Source organism: Methyloversatilis sp. (assembly GCF_965284615.1).
GTDB lineage: Bacteria > Pseudomonadota > Gammaproteobacteria > Burkholderiales > Rhodocyclaceae > Methyloversatilis.
In genome coordinates this window covers 2,780,220-2,795,108 of the sequence record NZ_OZ260098.1, presented here as the reverse complement: position 1 = coordinate 2,795,108, position 14,889 = coordinate 2,780,220, and the positions used below count along the sequence as shown (strand labels likewise).

At 65.3% G+C, this 14,889-nt stretch carries 16 protein-coding genes; 12 read left to right on the top strand and 4 right to left on the bottom strand.

The genetic code is table 11. The features are described from left to right. The first annotated feature begins 358 nt into the window (after positions 1–358). Together ttcA and ACQ66H_RS13315 are read left to right on the top strand one after the other, a co-directional pair. A complete protein-coding gene (gene ttcA / locus ACQ66H_RS13320; RefSeq protein ID WP_430435635.1) occupies positions 359–1,306 on the top strand; it encodes a tRNA 2-thiocytidine(32) synthetase TtcA in 948 nt (315 codons plus the stop codon). 7 nt (positions 1,307–1,313) lie between these two features. Continuing rightward, a complete protein-coding gene (locus ACQ66H_RS13315) occupies positions 1,314–1,820 on the top strand; it encodes a low molecular weight protein-tyrosine-phosphatase (protein WP_430435634.1) in 507 nt (168 codons plus the stop codon). A 46-nt stretch (positions 1,821–1,866) separates the two neighbouring features. Here ACQ66H_RS13315 and ACQ66H_RS13310 read toward each other — a convergent pair whose 3' ends face one another. Together ACQ66H_RS13310 and ACQ66H_RS13305 are read right to left on the bottom strand one after the other, a co-directional pair. Further along, positions 1,867–2,382 carry an SRPBCC family protein gene (locus ACQ66H_RS13310; RefSeq protein ID WP_430434425.1) on the bottom strand — a complete coding sequence of 172 codons (516 nt, stop codon included), beginning with the start codon at positions 2,380–2,382 and terminating at the stop codon, positions 1,867–1,869. Positions 2,383–2,544: 162 nt separating this feature from the next. Further along, a complete protein-coding gene (locus ACQ66H_RS13305; RefSeq protein WP_430434424.1) occupies positions 2,545–5,475 on the bottom strand; it encodes an Rne/Rng family ribonuclease in 2,931 nt (976 codons plus the stop codon). 378 nt (positions 5,476–5,853) lie between these two features. Here ACQ66H_RS13305 and ACQ66H_RS13300 point away from each other — a divergent pair, with 378 nt between their 5' ends. From ACQ66H_RS13300 to ACQ66H_RS13285, 4 genes are read left to right on the top strand one after another with little or no spacing between them, the layout of a single operon-like run. Further along, a complete protein-coding gene (locus ACQ66H_RS13300; RefSeq protein ID WP_430434423.1) occupies positions 5,854–6,852 on the top strand; it encodes an RluA family pseudouridine synthase in 999 nt (332 codons plus the stop codon). Continuing rightward, complete coding sequence (locus tag ACQ66H_RS13295; RefSeq protein WP_430434422.1) at positions 6,836–7,492, top strand: HAD family hydrolase; 657 nt, start codon at positions 6,836–6,838, stop codon at positions 7,490–7,492. The genes ACQ66H_RS13300 and ACQ66H_RS13295 overlap by 17 nt, the downstream gene beginning before the upstream one ends. After that, positions 7,480–7,833 carry a Rieske (2Fe-2S) protein gene (locus tag ACQ66H_RS13290; protein WP_430434421.1) on the top strand — a complete coding sequence of 118 codons (354 nt, stop codon included), beginning with the start codon at positions 7,480–7,482 and terminating at the stop codon, positions 7,831–7,833. Before ACQ66H_RS13295 ends, ACQ66H_RS13290 begins: the two co-directional genes overlap by 13 nt. A gap of 10 nt (positions 7,834–7,843) precedes the next feature. Further along, positions 7,844–8,809: a S49 family peptidase gene (locus ACQ66H_RS13285; protein ID WP_304005071.1), complete on the top strand. Its 966-nt coding sequence runs from the start codon at positions 7,844–7,846 to the stop codon at positions 8,807–8,809. Between the two features lie 16 nt (positions 8,810–8,825). Here ACQ66H_RS13285 and ACQ66H_RS13280 read toward each other — a convergent pair whose 3' ends face one another. Together ACQ66H_RS13280 and ACQ66H_RS13275 are read right to left on the bottom strand one after the other, a co-directional pair. Next, a complete protein-coding gene (locus tag ACQ66H_RS13280; RefSeq protein WP_430434420.1) occupies positions 8,826–9,554 on the bottom strand; it encodes an SAM-dependent methyltransferase in 729 nt (242 codons plus the stop codon). After that, positions 9,551–10,141, bottom strand: coding sequence for a Maf family protein (locus tag ACQ66H_RS13275; RefSeq protein ID WP_430434419.1), 591 nt, complete (start codon positions 10,139–10,141; stop codon positions 9,551–9,553). The genes ACQ66H_RS13280 and ACQ66H_RS13275 overlap by 4 nt, the downstream gene beginning before the upstream one ends. Positions 10,142–10,281: 140 nt before the next feature. Here ACQ66H_RS13275 and ACQ66H_RS13270 point away from each other — a divergent pair, with 140 nt between their 5' ends. From ACQ66H_RS13270 to fabG, 6 genes are all read left to right on the top strand, one after another. Further along, positions 10,282–10,851, top strand: a complete 570-nt coding sequence (locus tag ACQ66H_RS13270; protein WP_430434418.1) for a YceD family protein — start codon at positions 10,282–10,284, stop codon at positions 10,849–10,851. A 76-nt stretch (positions 10,852–10,927) separates the two neighbouring features. Next, positions 10,928–11,107, top strand: coding sequence for a 50S ribosomal protein L32 (rpmF, locus tag ACQ66H_RS13265; protein WP_019917801.1), 180 nt, complete (start codon positions 10,928–10,930; stop codon positions 11,105–11,107). A gap of 79 nt (positions 11,108–11,186) precedes the next feature. Further along, the gene (gene plsX, locus ACQ66H_RS13260; RefSeq protein ID WP_304005204.1) at positions 11,187–12,200 is read left to right on the top strand and encodes a phosphate acyltransferase PlsX; all 1,014 of its coding nucleotides are present in this window, start codon (positions 11,187–11,189) and stop codon (positions 12,198–12,200) included. Then, complete coding sequence (locus tag ACQ66H_RS13255) at positions 12,197–13,159, top strand: beta-ketoacyl-ACP synthase III (protein WP_430434417.1); 963 nt, start codon at positions 12,197–12,199, stop codon at positions 13,157–13,159. The genes plsX and ACQ66H_RS13255 overlap by 4 nt, the downstream gene beginning before the upstream one ends. Positions 13,160–13,198: 39 nt before the next feature. Then, the gene (fabD, locus tag ACQ66H_RS13250) at positions 13,199–14,137 is read left to right on the top strand and encodes an ACP S-malonyltransferase (protein WP_304005085.1); all 939 of its coding nucleotides are present in this window, start codon (positions 13,199–13,201) and stop codon (positions 14,135–14,137) included. Beyond that, positions 14,137–14,883 carry a 3-oxoacyl-ACP reductase FabG gene (gene fabG, locus ACQ66H_RS13245; RefSeq protein WP_430434416.1) on the top strand — a complete coding sequence of 249 codons (747 nt, stop codon included), beginning with the start codon at positions 14,137–14,139 and terminating at the stop codon, positions 14,881–14,883. Before fabD ends, fabG begins: the two co-directional genes overlap by 1 nt. Positions 14,884–14,889: the final 6 nt, after the last annotated feature.

The window sequence follows — 14,889 nt, the reverse complement described above, 5'->3', positions numbered from 1 at the left end:
GTCAGCGCATTTTAGTTCGTGCTGATGCCGTATCGATGAATGTGTGCGCAGGACACAGTCTTTTGCGAATGGAATGGTGTCCGCCAGCCTGTCGCCGCCCTCCCCTGCGCGATGCTGGCGAGGCTGTCGCAGTCCAAGGGCGCAGCCATGACTCGACGCAGGAAAGCGCATATGGCCGCCTCCAACGGCATCGTCCGATGTGCACCGACGGCCCGTGAAGGGATCTGCAGATCTCGTCGGAGACCGGCGGTGGGCAAAGGTACCCTGGCCGGGGCGCGGCGCACGGGCCGGGCCGTCGATGAGCCGGCTATAATCAGCGCTTCAGATCATGTCGCGCAGCGCAGCTGCGTCGCTCACCATGTCGCAGGTCCTCGCTCCCGTTCCGGCCGCCGCTGCCGAGCCGCTGTCCAACACCTTCCTCAAGTTCCGCAAGCGTCTCGAACGCGCCGTGGGGCAGGCCATCGGCGATTACTCGATGATCGAGGACGGCGACGTGATCATGGTGTGCATGTCCGGCGGCAAGGATTCGTACACGATGCTGGAACTGCTGCGCGGCCTGCAGGAGCGGGCGCCTGTGCGCTTCCGGCTGATCGCCTTCAATCTCGACCAGAAGCAGCCGGGCTTTCCGGATCACATCCTGCCGGCCTATTTCGAGTCGATCCGCGTCGAGTACCGCATCGAGACCGAAGACACCTACTCCATCGTCAAGGACAAGATTCCCGAGGGCAAGACCACTTGCGGTCTGTGTTCGCGGCTGCGCCGCGGCATCATCTACCGCGTGGCGTCCGAACTGGGCGCGACCAAGATCGCGCTGGGCCACCACCGCGACGACCTGCTGGAAACGCTGTTCCTGAACATGTTCTTCGGCGGCAAGATCAAGTCGATGCCGCCCAAGCTGGTCAGCGACGACGGCCGTCACATCGTCATCCGGCCGCTGGCCTACTGCACCGAGCGCGACATCGAGCGCTTCGCCCGCGTGATGGATTACCCCATCATTCCCTGCAATCTGTGCGGCTCGCAGGAGAACGCGCAGCGCAAGCAGGTGAAGGCGATGCTGCAGGAGTGGGCGCGGCTGTATCCGGGACGCATCGAATCGATGGCCACGGCGATGCGCAATGTCGTGCCCTCGCACCTGGCCGATCAGAAGCTGTTCGATTTCGCCGGCCTGAAGCCGGGCAGTGTGGTGGAGGAGGGGGATACCGCCTTCGATCCGCCCGAGCTGCCCGTCCGTTCATGGGGCGACGAAGACGCGATGAGCGGCATCCCGGTCCGCCTCGATATAGCTACGGGAAGTGGCTGTGCTTGAGCGCTGGATGCGCCGGCCGCTGCGTGCCGCACGGGATCCCGACATGAAGATACTGTTCTGCTGCATGGGCAACATCTGTCGTTCGCCGACCGCCGAGGGCGTGGTGCGCGCGCGGCTCGAAGCCGCGGGTCTGCACGAACGCGTCGAGGTCGCATCGGCCGGTACGCACGCCCACCACGTCGGCAGCAAGCCTGATCCGCGTGCGGCCGCGGCGGCGGCTTCGCGCGGCGTCGATCTGACACGCATCCGCGCGCGTCGTGTCGATGTGGCCGATTTCATGCAGTTCGACTTGATCTATGCGATGGACCGCGACAACCTGCGCAATCTCGAACGCAACTGCCCGGAACCGCTGCGTCACAAGCTGGCGCTGTTCCTCCAGCACGCCGAACGCTTCGATGAGGACGAGGTACCCGACCCCTACTATGGTGGTCCGGCGGGCTTCGAGCGAGTGCTCGATCTGATCGAGGACGCGGCCGACGGCCTGATCCGCGAGCTGCAGCAACGGCTCAAATGAAAACGGGCGGCCATGGCCGCCCGTTCCGCTTTCGCTGTCGCGACGATTACTTGTCCAGCAGCGCCTTCAGATTCTTCAGACCGTCGGTATAGACCGCCTTGATCGTGCCGGTGGCCGCCTCGTCGTCCTTGCCGGCAGCGGGATGCTCGCTCGCGTCGGCGCGGAAGAACACGCCTTTCCACTCCACCGTCGAACCGCCACCGTCGGCCGGCTTCACGGTAATCGTGAACTTGTACTTGCTCACCGGCAGCGCGCCGCCGTCCTGGGCGGTATAGGTGAGGCTGCGGTTGACATCCGAAATCGCTTCCAGCTTCTCGACCACTTCGCCGCCGCCCTTGATCTTCAGCGTGCGCACCGAACCGACATCACTGCCGGCAGTGGCGATGCTGCTCTCGACGGCCGGGTGCCAGGACTGCAGCTGCGTGAAGTCCTTCACCTTGGCCCAAACGGCGTCCGGGCTGGCCTTCAGCGTGATCGTTTCGTTGGCCTTCAGGCGCGACGGACCGTGCGCGAAGACCGTGGTGCTGGCGACAATGGCGAGCAGGGCTGCAAAAAGACGCATGGGGTGTTCTCCTCGTTTGTTGTGATTGAAAAAAGCGTGCGCAGTGTCGGTGAAAACGGGCGGCGCCGGCACGGGAAAATCACCCGGCGCCGGGCGTGGATCCCGCCATGCATGCAAAAAGGGCCCGGACGGTGCCGGGCCCCTTCTTGCGGTGTCAGCGCCTTACTCGTTGCGTGTTTCCACCTGCTGCATCGGTTCGTTGGCGATCACCGGCGCCGGGCGACGGCGACGGCCCAGTTGCGGCTGTTCGACGATGACGGGTTCGATGCCGGCAGCGCGCTCGGCCGAGGTTTCCACCATGACCAGGCCGCTATCGGCCAGCGTGCTCTGCAGATCGGCCGCCGGTGCGATTGCAGGCGCCGGCGCGGACGGCTGGGGCGTCGAGCCGAAGCTTTCCATTGCGCGCACCAGGGTCGATTCACCAGCATCGTTCAACGAGGCCGCGATCTGCGCCGGTTGATCGACGACGGGTGCCGGTGCGGCCACCGGTTCGGCAGCCACTTCGACGACCGGCAGTGCAGCGACTGCAGCCACGACGGGCTCGGTCACCGGTGTTTCCACTGCGACGGGTTCGGTCACAGCCGGCTCCGGGGCTACCGGTGCAGACACCACCGGTGCCGGCACAACAGGCTCTACCGGCGCTTCGGCCACAGCAGCGGTTTCGGTCACCGGTGCGGCGTCGGCCAACGGGGCCTGCTCGGCGGCGATCGGTGCTGCTGCGGGGACATCCAGCGGCAACGCGGCCTGGGCTTCGGCGGCGGCAGCCGGCACCTCATTGGCGGCGGAGTCGGTCACCGTCAGATCGCCCTCGACTGCGGCGACATCGGCAACTGCGCCTTCCACGCCGTCCGGACGGCGCTCGCCACGTTCGCGGCGGCCGCCACGGCGACGGCGGCTGCGCGGTGCGGCGCCTTCGCCACCCTCGGCCGGCGCGACATTCTCGGGCTGAGTGCCGGTGGCAGCGACCAGCGGCAGATCGGTCTGTGCCTGCTGCTGTTCGCGTGCGTCATTGGCGGCACGCTCGCGCGGCTCACGCGGCTCACGCGGCGGGCGCGGCTCGCGCGGCGGACGCGGTTCGCGCGGCGTGGCAGCTTCCTGCTCGTTACGCGGTTCGCGCGGCTCACGGGGTTCACGCTGCTTGCGCTGACCGTCGCGGCCTTCGCCCTTGCTCTGCGCTTCGCGTGGCTCTCGCGGCTCGCGTTGTTCGCGACCTTCGCGGCCCTCGCGACCTTCACGTCCTTCGCGGTTGTCGCGACGGTTGCGGTTGCGACCGCGTTCGCCCTCGCCACGCGGACCGCGTTCGCGCGTTTGCGCGGGCTTCGCTTCCGGGGCCGGAGCGGGCGCCGGGGCAGGCGCGGCAGCGCCACCGCCGAACAGCCCGGCGATCCAGCCGAAGAAGCCGCCCTTGGCCGCGGGTGCAGCCGCCGCAGCAGCAGCGACCGGTGCGGGCGGTGCGACCTCGGCCACGACAGGCGCCGGCTGGTCCGGCGTGATGTGCTTGATTGCGGCTTCCTGACGCTTCGGGCGCTCGTCGGCCGGGATGGCGGACGGCGGCTGATAGCTCTCCGCCGACGGATTCACCGCCATCTGATAGGACGGCTGGGCCACGCCTTCGAGGTTCAGCTGGTCGTGGCGCAGACGGGTGATCTCGTGCGCCGGCGTTTCCAGATACTTGTTCGGGATCAGGACGATGTTGACCTTGTGGCGCAGTTCGATCGCGTTGATGTCGGCCCGCTTCTCGTTCAGCAGGAAGGTGGCGACGTTGACCGGCACCTGGGTGTGCACGGCACCCGTGTTTTCCTTCATCGCTTCTTCTTCGAGGATGCGCAGGATGTGCAGCGCAGCCGATTCGGTCGAGCGGATGTGGCCGGTGCCGCTGCAGCGCGGGCAGGGGATGTAGCTGGTTTCGGCCAGCGCCGGACGCAGGCGCTGGCGCGACAGTTCGAGCAGACCGAAGCGGCTGATCTTGCCCATCTGCACGCGCGCACGGTCGTGATGCAGCGCGTCGCGCAGGCGGGTTTCCACCTCGCGCTGGGCGCGCGGGTTTTCCATGTCGATGAAGTCGATGACGATCAGGCCGCCGAGGTCGCGCAGACGCAACTGGCGGGCGATTTCGTCGGCCGCTTCGCAGTTGGTGCGCAGCGCGGTTTCCTCGATGTCGCTGCCCTTGGTCGAGCGGCCGGAGTTCACGTCCACCGCCACCAGTGCTTCGGTGTGGTCGATCACGATGGCGCCGCCCGAAGGCAGGTTCACCTGACGCGAATAGGCGGACTCGATCTGGTGTTCGATCTGGAAGCGCGAGAACAGCGGCACGTCGTCGCGGTAACGCTTCACGCGCGCCACGTTGCCGGGCATCACGTGTTCCATGAAGGTGTAGGCCTGGTCGTACACCTCGTCGGTGTCGATCAGGATTTCGCCGATGTCAGGCTGGAAGTAGTCGCGGATCGCGCGGATGACCAGACTGCCTTCCTGGTAGATCAGGAAGGCACCGGACTGCGACTGGGCGGCGCCTTCGATGGCGGTCCACAGTTGCAGCAGGTAGTTCAGGTCCCACTGCAGTTCTTCGGCGTTGCGACCGATGCCGGCGGTGCGGGCGATCAGGCTCATGCCGCCAGGCACTTCGAGCTGATCCATGGTTTCGCGCAGTTCGGCGCGGTCGTCGCCTTCGACGCGGCGCGAAACACCACCGCCGCGCGGGTTGTTCGGCATCAGCACCAGATAGCGGCCGGCCAGCGAAATGAAGGTGGTGAGTGCGGCGCCCTTGTTGCCGCGTTCGTCCTTGTCGATCTGGACGATCAGTTCCTGACCCACCGACAGTGCGTCCTGGATGCGGGCGCGGCCGGGTTCGAGATCGGGCTTGAAATAGGACTTGGAAACTTCCTTGAACGGCAGGAAGCCGTGGCGGTCTGCGCCGTAATCGACAAAGCATGCTTCGAGGCTGGGCTCGATGCGGGTGATGACTGCCTTGTAGATGTTGCTTTTGCGCTGTTCCTTGCTGGATGACTCAATGTCGAGGTCAACAAGCTTCTGGCCATCGACAATCGCGACGCGCAGCTCTTCGGCCTGCGTCGCGTTGAAGAGCATTCGTTTCATCAACTTCTCCCGCGCGCACCGCACACGGGCAGGACAAACCGCTCGTCAGTAAATAACGTCTATCGTGTCGGCTGCAATCGGGTTTTTTCGATGGGAACGGACTGGGGGACGTGGAGGGGTCTGCCAACTCTCAATGCAGCCGCGCTTTCGCGACTGCCTGGGGGATTCTGCCTGTACGGTACTCGCGCTACTCAGTACACTCGCTACTTTGGGTGAGCGGGATTAACCCGTGATCCGGTTTTCGTCTGCCAAGAAGGACTGCATGAGGAAGCACTTCACCGTCAATCTGTCACCCGGCGTCCGCCACTTCGAGCTGGATGTGCTCCGCACTGCGTCTGCTTCGAAATCAGACCGAAAACCCGTCGCAGTATATTTGAAATGAAGGAGTTGGGTAAAGCTCCGAAAGTTGTGCGGCATGTCGTGGATGCGGAGGAGGCTGGGCAGCGCATTGACAACTTCCTGCTGCGGGTGTGCAAGGGCGTGCCGAAGAGTCACGTCTATCGCATCCTGCGCTCCGGCGAAGTGCGTGTTAACAGCAAGCGGGTTGACCAGACCTACCGGCTGGCCGAGCGCGACGAGGTGCGCATTCCGCCTGTCCGCATGGCCGATCCAGGTACTCCAGCGGCCATTCCGGCGCTCGAATTCGACATCCTGTACGAGGACGACGCCTTCCTGGCCATCAACAAGCCGGCCGGTATCGCCGTGCACGGGGGCTCCGGCGTCAGTTTCGGCGTGATCGAAAGCCTGCGCCGGGCGCGGCCGCAGGCGAAGCTGCTCGAGCTGGCGCACCGGCTGGACCGTGAAACCTCGGGCATCCTGCTGGTGGCGAAGAAGCGTTCGGCGCTGACCGCACTGCACGACGCCTTCCGCGACGGCGGCATGGACAAGCGCTACTACGCGCTGGTGAAGGGCCGCTGGCTCAATCCGCTGCAGCACATCAAGCTGGCGCTGACCAAGTATCTGACGGAGTCGGGCGAGCGCCGCGTAGCGGTTGACCCCGACGGCAAGGCGGCCCACTCGATCGTTGAACTGGAGGCGCGCTGGCCCGGCTACAGCCTGCTCGGTGTGCGCATCAAGACCGGCCGCACGCACCAGATCCGCGTGCACCTGGCGTCCAGCGGTTTTCCGATCGCTGGCGACGAGAAGTATGGCGATTTCCCGCTGAACAAGGCTTTGCGCAAGGAAGGGCTGCCGCGCATGTTCCTGCACGCGCACAGTCTGGCACTCAACCACCCCCTCACCGGCGAACGCCTGCAGATCGAGGCGCCGCTGCCGGAGGATCTGGCGGGTTTCGTGCGCCGGCTCGATGCGCACCATCCGCGCGACTTCGATCGCGCTCCCCGCAACACTGAACAAGACCATGCCCGCACAGTTTGACCTCATCGTTTTCGACTGGGACGGCACGCTGCTCGATTCGGCGGCGGCCATCGTCCATGCCATCCAGCACGCCTGCGACGACCTGGGTGTCGCGCCGCCGGACGACGCGACCGCGCGCTCGGTGATCGGCCTCGGGCTGATCGACGCGCTGGCGCGTGCCGTCCCCGCACTGCCCGCCTCACGCCACCAGGAACTGGCCGGCCGCTATCGCTATCACTACCTGGCGCGCGACCACGAATTGACACTGTTCGACGGCGTGCCTGAACTGCTCGACGAATTGCGCGGGCGCGGTCACACGCTCGCGGTGGCCACCGGCAAGAGCCGCGTCGGCCTGAATCGCGCGCTCGGTCACACCGGCCTGGGGCCGATGTTCGCGTCCACCCGCTGTGCCGACGAATCGGTGTCGAAACCGGCGCCCGACATGGTGCTGGAACTGATGGACGAACTGTCGCACGCGCCTGAGCGCACACTGGTCATCGGCGATACGACGCACGATCTGCTGATGGCGCGTCACGCCGGTTGCGAGGCGGTTGCCGTGAGTTACGGTGCGCATCCTCTGCACGAACTGCTCGACGTGGCGCCGCGAGCGCACGCTGCCAGCGTGGCCGAGCTGACGGAATGGCTGCGATGTCACGCGTGAGCGTCTGCGCGTCGGACGCGCTGGAGGAAGGCGGAGCAGGGGTGCGGTTCGAGATCGCGGGCGCTGGCGACAAACCGCGGCAGGCCTTCGCCGTACGTTTCCGCGGGCGGGTGCACGGCTATATAAATAGCTGTCGCCATGTGCCGATAGAACTCGACTGGAATCACGGCGAGTTCTTCGATACTTCAAAGTTATACTTGATCTGCTCCACTCACGGCGCCCTTTATGCACCGGACACCGGGCTGTGTGTCGGCGGTCCCTGCCGCGGCGCAAGACTGGAACCGGTGAAGCTCGAAGAATCCGATGGACAGGTGTGGCTGTCCGAAGCACGCAGCGAGTAAGTAAACCATCATGTCCGAACCCGACAATTCTTCAGATAAACGTCCTGACGCCACTTGGGAGCGCAAGCTGATCGAGCGTCTCGCGCTCGAATCGGTCACCGAACAGCGCCGTCGTCGGCGCTGGAGCATCTTTTTCCGGATGATCGGCTTCGCCTACCTTGGCGTGCTCACCTTTGCGCTGATCGACTGGAGTTCCCTTTTCAGTCAGGCCGAACACCGCAAGCACACGGCGCTGGTCGAGCTCAGCGGTGTCATCGCGCCGAACGGCGAAGCGAGCGCCGAGCGCATCGTGTCCTCGCTGCAGTCGGCCTTCGACGACAAGAACACTCAGGGCGTCATCCTGAAGATCAACAGCCCGGGCGGCAGTCCGGTGCAGAGCGGCATCATCAACGACGAGATCGGCCGGCTGCGTGCGCTTTATCCGGATACGCCGCTGTACGCCGTGGTCGAGGACATCTGTGCATCCGGCGGCTATTACGTCGCCGTCGCTGCTGACCGCATCTACGTGGACAAGGCGAGCATCGTCGGTTCGATCGGCGTGCTGATGGATGGCTTCGGTTTCACTGGACTGATGGACAAGGTGGGGATCGAGCGCCGGCTGCTGACGGCTGGCGAGAACAAGGGTTTTCTCGATCCGTTTTCGCCGCAGGATGAACGGCACAAGGATCATGCGCGTCAGCTTCTCGGCGACGTGCATCAGCAGTTCATCGAGGTGGTGCGCAAGGGCCGCGGCGAGCGGCTGAAGGAATCGCCGGACATGTTCTCCGGCCTGATGTGGAGCGGCTCGCGCAGTATCGAACTGGGTCTGGCCGACGACTTGGGCAGCGTCGAGTACGTTGCGCGCGACGTCGTCAAGGCTGCCGACATCGTCGATTTCACGCAGCGTCAGAACATCGCCGAGCGTTTTGCCAAGCAACTGGGCGCCGATCTGGGTGAGAGCGTGACCGGCGTGCTGAACCGCGTAGGGATGCGCTGAAGCGTTTGGCGACGCCTTAATCGGCCAGCAGGAGGAAAAGTGTCGGGCGGCGGTCGATGCGTCCGATCTCCTCCACCGTCCACTTCGACACTGGCTTCGTCCGCACGAACTGATCGGGCGCCGTCAGCGCCGCCGCCACGCACAGCAAGGTGCTGCCGCGGCAATGCGAGCGAATGGCGTCGAACATTTTCAGGTTGCGATAGGGCGTCTCGATGAACAGTTGGGTCTGTCTGAGTCGCGCCGACTGCTTCTCCAGCTCCGCCAGTGTCTTCGCCCGCGCGCCGTCCTCGACCGGCAGATAGCCGTGGAAGGCGAACGATTGCCCGTTCAGGCCGGACGCCATCAGACCGAGCAGGATGGACGATGGGCCAACCAGCGGCATGACCGGGATGCCCATCGTGTGGGCGGTACGTGCCGCCAGCGCACCCGGGTCGGCAACGCCGGGGCAGCCTGCGTCGGAAATCACGCCGGCGCTGCGGCCGGCGAGTACGGGCGCCAGCAGGTCGCGCAGCAGACGGCCGTCCTTTTCCGGCGGCAACTCGACGATTTCGAGCTCGCGCAGCGGCGTCGGGTGCTCGAGACGCTTCAGCGTGGCGCGGGCCGACTTGGCGCTCTCCACTAGGAAGTAGTCGAGGCGGTGTGCGCAGTCGCGCACTGCGGCTGGCGTGTCGAGCGCGCAATCGGCGCCGACGTCGAGCGGGCTGGGCAGCATGTAGAGCGTGCCCGCCGAGGTCATCGTGCTCATGGCAGCGGGTAACCGATGTCACGCAGCAAGGCGCTGAGACGGATCAGCGGCAGGCCGACCAGCGCTGTCGGGTCGTCGCCGCTCAGCCGCTCCAGCAAAGCAATGCCCAGCGATTCGGATTTGGCGGCGCCAGCGCAGTCCAGCGGGTCATCGAGATCGACGTAGCGCTCGATTTCCGGTCGAGACAGCGGGCGGAGCGCGACTTCGGTCGGCACCAGGGCTTCATGCCGTGTGCCGTTGCGGCCATCGATCACGCACAGCGCAGTGTCGAACACGACGGTCCGGCCGCTCAGTTCCGCCAGCTGGGCGATGGCGGCGTCGCGGCTGCCCGGCTTGCCGTAGCGACGTCCGCCGCAGGAGGCCACCTGATCGGAGCCGATGACACAGGCGCCGGGAAAGCGCGCCGCGATCGCTTCGGCCTTGCTGCGCGCGAGGCGTATGGCCTGTTCGCGTGGCGTTTCGTCGCCGAGCATCGACTCGTCGATGTCCGGTGACGCAGTGGTGAAGGGAACGCGCAGCCGGGACAGCAGCTCCTGGCGATAGCGTGAGGACGAGCCGAGGACCAGTGGAGGAAGATCTGGGGACATATGCGGACGAGGGAAACGGAGTGCCGGCCCGCGTCTTCGCAGGCCGAAAGTCTGAACGTGCTTTGACAGCAGCTTCAAGGGGATAGTATCATTTTGGGTTTGTTTCTCCGCCCGTTGCATCATCGGGCAAGCAGACGTTCATGACCGAAGCAGCCGGAGCCGGAAAGTCAACGGGTAATGTGTCGGCCGGCAATGAATCGAGCGGCGACGAAGTACGTGTCCGGCTCGACGCACAGCAGCTGGCGCGTGCGCAGCAGCGTCTGACCGGTCGTGTCGCGCTGGCATCGTTCGGGCGACTGGCGGCGGAGTGCCGCAGTGCCGATGGAATCGAGTGGTCGCTCACCGGTTCGGTAGATGCCGAAGGCGCCTGCTGGTTGACCCTCGCGGTGGCGGCCGATGTGGTGATGCAATGCCAGCGCTGTCTCGGCGACGTGCAGATCGATGTGCATAGCGAGTCCCGCTTCCGCCTGGTATTTGCCGGCGAGGCCTGGGGCGACGAAGATCTCGACGACGACAGTTTCGAGGCGCTGGAACTCGACGGGCCGCTCGATCTGGCAGCACTGGTTGAGGACGAAGTGCTGCTTGCGTTGCCCGCGGTACCACTGCACGACCAGTGCGAGGCGCCGGCGGCAGCAGGCGTGAACGAGCAGGAAACGACTTCGGCTAAGCCGTCACCGTTCGCGGTGCTCGGGCAGCTGAAACGGAATTGAATGAGGCTGGCTGGATCATCCGATCCGGCGGGCGCGGTTGTGTGGTTTTTTATCCGGTTATCCGGGGGAGTTGTTCATGGCTGTTCAGCAAAACAAGAAGTCGCCGTCGAAGCGCGGCATGCACCGTGCGCATGATTTTCTGACCGCGCCGGCCACCGCCGTCGAGTCAACCACGGGTGAGGTCCACCTGCGTCATCACATCTCGCCGAGCGGTTTCTACCGCGGCAAGAAGGTGCTCAAGACCAAGGGCGAGTGATCATCGCTTTGTCGTTTTTTCCGGCACGCCGCACCTGTGCGGCCTCCCCGGACGACTTTGAATTGATCGGATGCGCGGCATGAGCTACACCCTGGCCATCGATTGCATGGGCGGGGATCATGGTCCGTCTGTCACCCTGCCGGCATCCCTTGCCTATCTGCGAAGGGATCCTGCCTGCAGTCTGCTGCTCGTCGGGCTCAAGGATGTGCTCGATGCTGAATTGAAGCGCCTCGGTGTGAGCGACGAGCCGCGGATTTCTGTCGTCCATGCGTCCGAAGTGGTGGGCATGGACGAGCCGCCGGCGCAAGCCATGCGCGGCAAGAAGGATTCATCAATGCGTGTGGCGATCGACCTGGTGAAGGAAGGTCGCGCGCAGGCCGCGGTGTCCGCCGGCAACACCGGCGCGCTGATGGCGATCTCCAAGTTCGTCCTGAAGACGCTGCCCGGCATCGACCGGCCGGCGATTGCCTCCATCCTGCCGACCGTAAAGGGCCACACTTACGTGCTGGACCTCGGCGCCAATGTCGATTGCACCTCCGAGCACCTGTTCCAGTTCGGCCTTATGGGCGCGATGCTGGTGTCGGCGCTCGAGTCGCGCGAGCGCCCGAGCGTCGGGTTGCTCAACATCGGCGAGGAAGCGATCAAGGGCAATGAAGCGGTGAAGGGTGCAGCCGATCTGCTGCGCGCCAGTGATCTCAACTTCTACGGCAATGTTGAGGGTAACGACATCTACAAGGGCACGACCGACGTCGTGGTCTGCGATGGATTCGTCGGCAATGTCGCGCTGAAGACGTCGGAAGGTCTGGCGCAGATGATAGGCACCTTCCTGCGCGAGGAATTCAGCCGCGGACCGCTGCGCAAGCTGATGTACCTGGTTGCCCGGCCGGTCATTGCCGCCTTCCGCCGCCGTGTCGATCATCGTCGTTACAATGGCGCCAGTCTGCTCGGCCTGCGCGGTGTCGTCGTGAAGAGCCACGGCTCCAGCGATGCCTACGGATTCGAGCAGGCCATCGCCCGCGCAGCCGATGCAGTGCGCAATGATCTGATCGCCCGCATCACCGAATGCATGACACGTACCGAGGTAGCTGCATGAGTTTTTGCCGCATCACCGGCACGGGCGGCTATCTGCCCGGCGCGCCGGTGTCGAACCATGATCTGGTCGCACGGGGCATCGAAACGTCGGACGAGTGGATCGCCGATCGTACCGGCATCCGCTTCCGTCACTTTGCCGCCGAGCACGAACATTCCAGCGACCTCGCGCTGAATGCGAGCCGTCGGGCGCTCGAAATGGCCGGTCGCGAGGCGGGCGAGGTCGATCTGATCATCGTCGCCACGTCAACGCCCGATCAGGTTTTCCCGAGTACCGCTTGCCTGCTGCAGCACAAGCTGGGTAACCGCGTGGCGACCGCGTTCGACGTGCAGGCGGTGTGCTCGGGTTTCGTCTATGCGCTGACCATCGCCGAGAAGTTTATCCGTTCGGGTTCGCACAAGTGTGCGCTGGTCGTCGGTGCCGAGGTGTTCTCGCGCATCCTCGACTGGAACGACCGCGGCACCTGCGTGCTGTTCGGTGACGGTGCCGGCGCAGTGGTGCTCGAGGCATCGAGCGAGCCGGGCATCCTGTCATCGGCGCTGCATGCCGACGGCCACTATCACGACATCCTGTCGGTGCCGGGCCAGGTCTGCAATGGCGCTGTTGCCGGCAAGCCCTTGCTGCAGATGGACGGCCAGGCGGTTTTCAAGTTCGCCGTGCGCGTGCTGGGCGATACCGCGGTCGAACTGATGCAGGCAGCCGAACTGCCGATGACTGCGCTCGACTGGCTGGTGCCTCACCAGGCCAATATCCGCATCCTGCAGTTGACCGCCAAGCGACTCGACATGTCGATGGACAAGGTCGTTACCACGGTGGCCGAGCATGGCAATACGTCGGCTGCGTCGGTGCCGCTCGCGCTTGATATCGCCGTCCGTGACGGCCGCATCAAGCGGGGCCAGAACGTGATGCTCGAGGGTGTAGGCGGCGGTTTCACCTGGGGCGGCGTATTGCTGCGCTTCTGATCCACTCGCTTCCGATCCACCGATTTTCCGATGTCTTCCATGCAGAAATTCGCTTTCGTTTTTCCGGGCCAGGGTTCGCAATCGGTCGGCATGATGGCCGCCTATGGCGACGACGCCGAAATCCGCGCGGCTTTTGACGAGGCTTCGCTCGCGCTCGGTGAAGATCTGTGGGCGATGGCGGCCGACGGTCCTGCCGAGCGCCTGTCGCTGACCACCAACACGCAGCCGCTGATGCTGACTGCCGGCGTCGCGGTGTTCCGCAGCTGGGTCAAGCGTACCGGTCGTACCCCTGATGTCGTCGCCGGGCACAGCTTGGGCGAGTACGCAGCGCTGGTCGCTGCCGGCGTGCTCAGACTGAAGGATGCCGTGCCGCTGGTTCGTCTGCGCGCGCAGGCAATGCAGGACGCCGTGCCCGCCGGTACCGGCGCGATGGCCGCCGTGCTGGGTCTGGACGCAGCCGCAGTGCAGGCCTGCTGCGACGACGCCGCACAAGGTGAAGTGGTCGCTGCGGTGAATTTCAACTCGCCTGAGCAGACAGTGATTGCCGGCCATGCCGCTGCCGTCCAGCGCGCGATGGCACTGCTGTCGGAACGCGGTGCCAAGCGCACGGTCGCGCTGCCGGTCAGTGCGCCCTTTCATTGCAGCCTGATGCAGCCGGCGGCCGAAAAGCTGGCCCAGGCGCTGCCCGACGTCGAATTCCGCCGGCCGCAGATCATGTTGGTCAATAACGTCGATGTCGCTTCGCCGGAAGAGCCGGACGCGATCCGCGATGCACTGGTCCGTCAGGCGGCGGCGCCGGTGCGGTGGGTCGAGGTGATTCAGCGCATGGCAGAACTGGGCGTCGTCACGGTCGCCGAGTGCGGCCCGGGCAAGGTGCTGGCCGGCCTGACCAAGCGCATCGACCGCAACCTGAATGGTGTGGCGCTGTCCGACGGTGCTGCGCTGGAACAGCTTGCTCAACAGATCGGAGTGAATTGATGGGGGTTCTCGACGGACAGATTGCGCTGGTGACCGGCGCCAGCCGAGGCATCGGCCGAGCGATTGCGCTGGCGCTCGGCCAGGCGGGCGCCACGGTGATCGGCACCGCGACCAGTGAAGCCGGCGCTGCAGGCATACAGCAGTCGTTCGAGACCGCAGGCGTCCGGGGGCGGGGCATCGTGCTCGACGTGATCGATACTGCGGCGATTCCCGCCGCGATCAGCGCGATCGAGAAGGACTTCGGCACCGTTTCCGTGCTGGTGAACAACGCCGGCATCACGCGCGACAACCTCGCGATGCGGATGAAGGACGACGAGTGGCAGGCGGTCATCGACACCAACCTGAAGGCGGTATTCACGATGTCGCGCGCCGTGATGAAGGGCATGATGAAGGCGCGCAGCGGCCGCATCATCAACATCACGTCGGTGGTCGGCGAAACGGGTAATCCGGGGCAGGCCAACTACGCCGCCGCCAAGGCAGGCGTCGCCGGCATGAGCATGGCGCTGGCGCGCGAACTCGGTTCGCGCAACATCACCGTGAATTGCGTGGCGCCGGGCTTCATCGCCACCGACATGACCGAGGCGCTGGGCGACGCCGCCCGTGACGCGTTGCTGGGCCAGATTCCGCTGGGACGCCTCGGTTCGGCTGACGAAGTGGCCGCTGCCGTCGTGTTTCTCGCGTCGCCGCTCGCCGCCTACGTGACCGGCAGTACCTTGCATGTGAACGGCGGGATGTTCATGCATTGATATTCG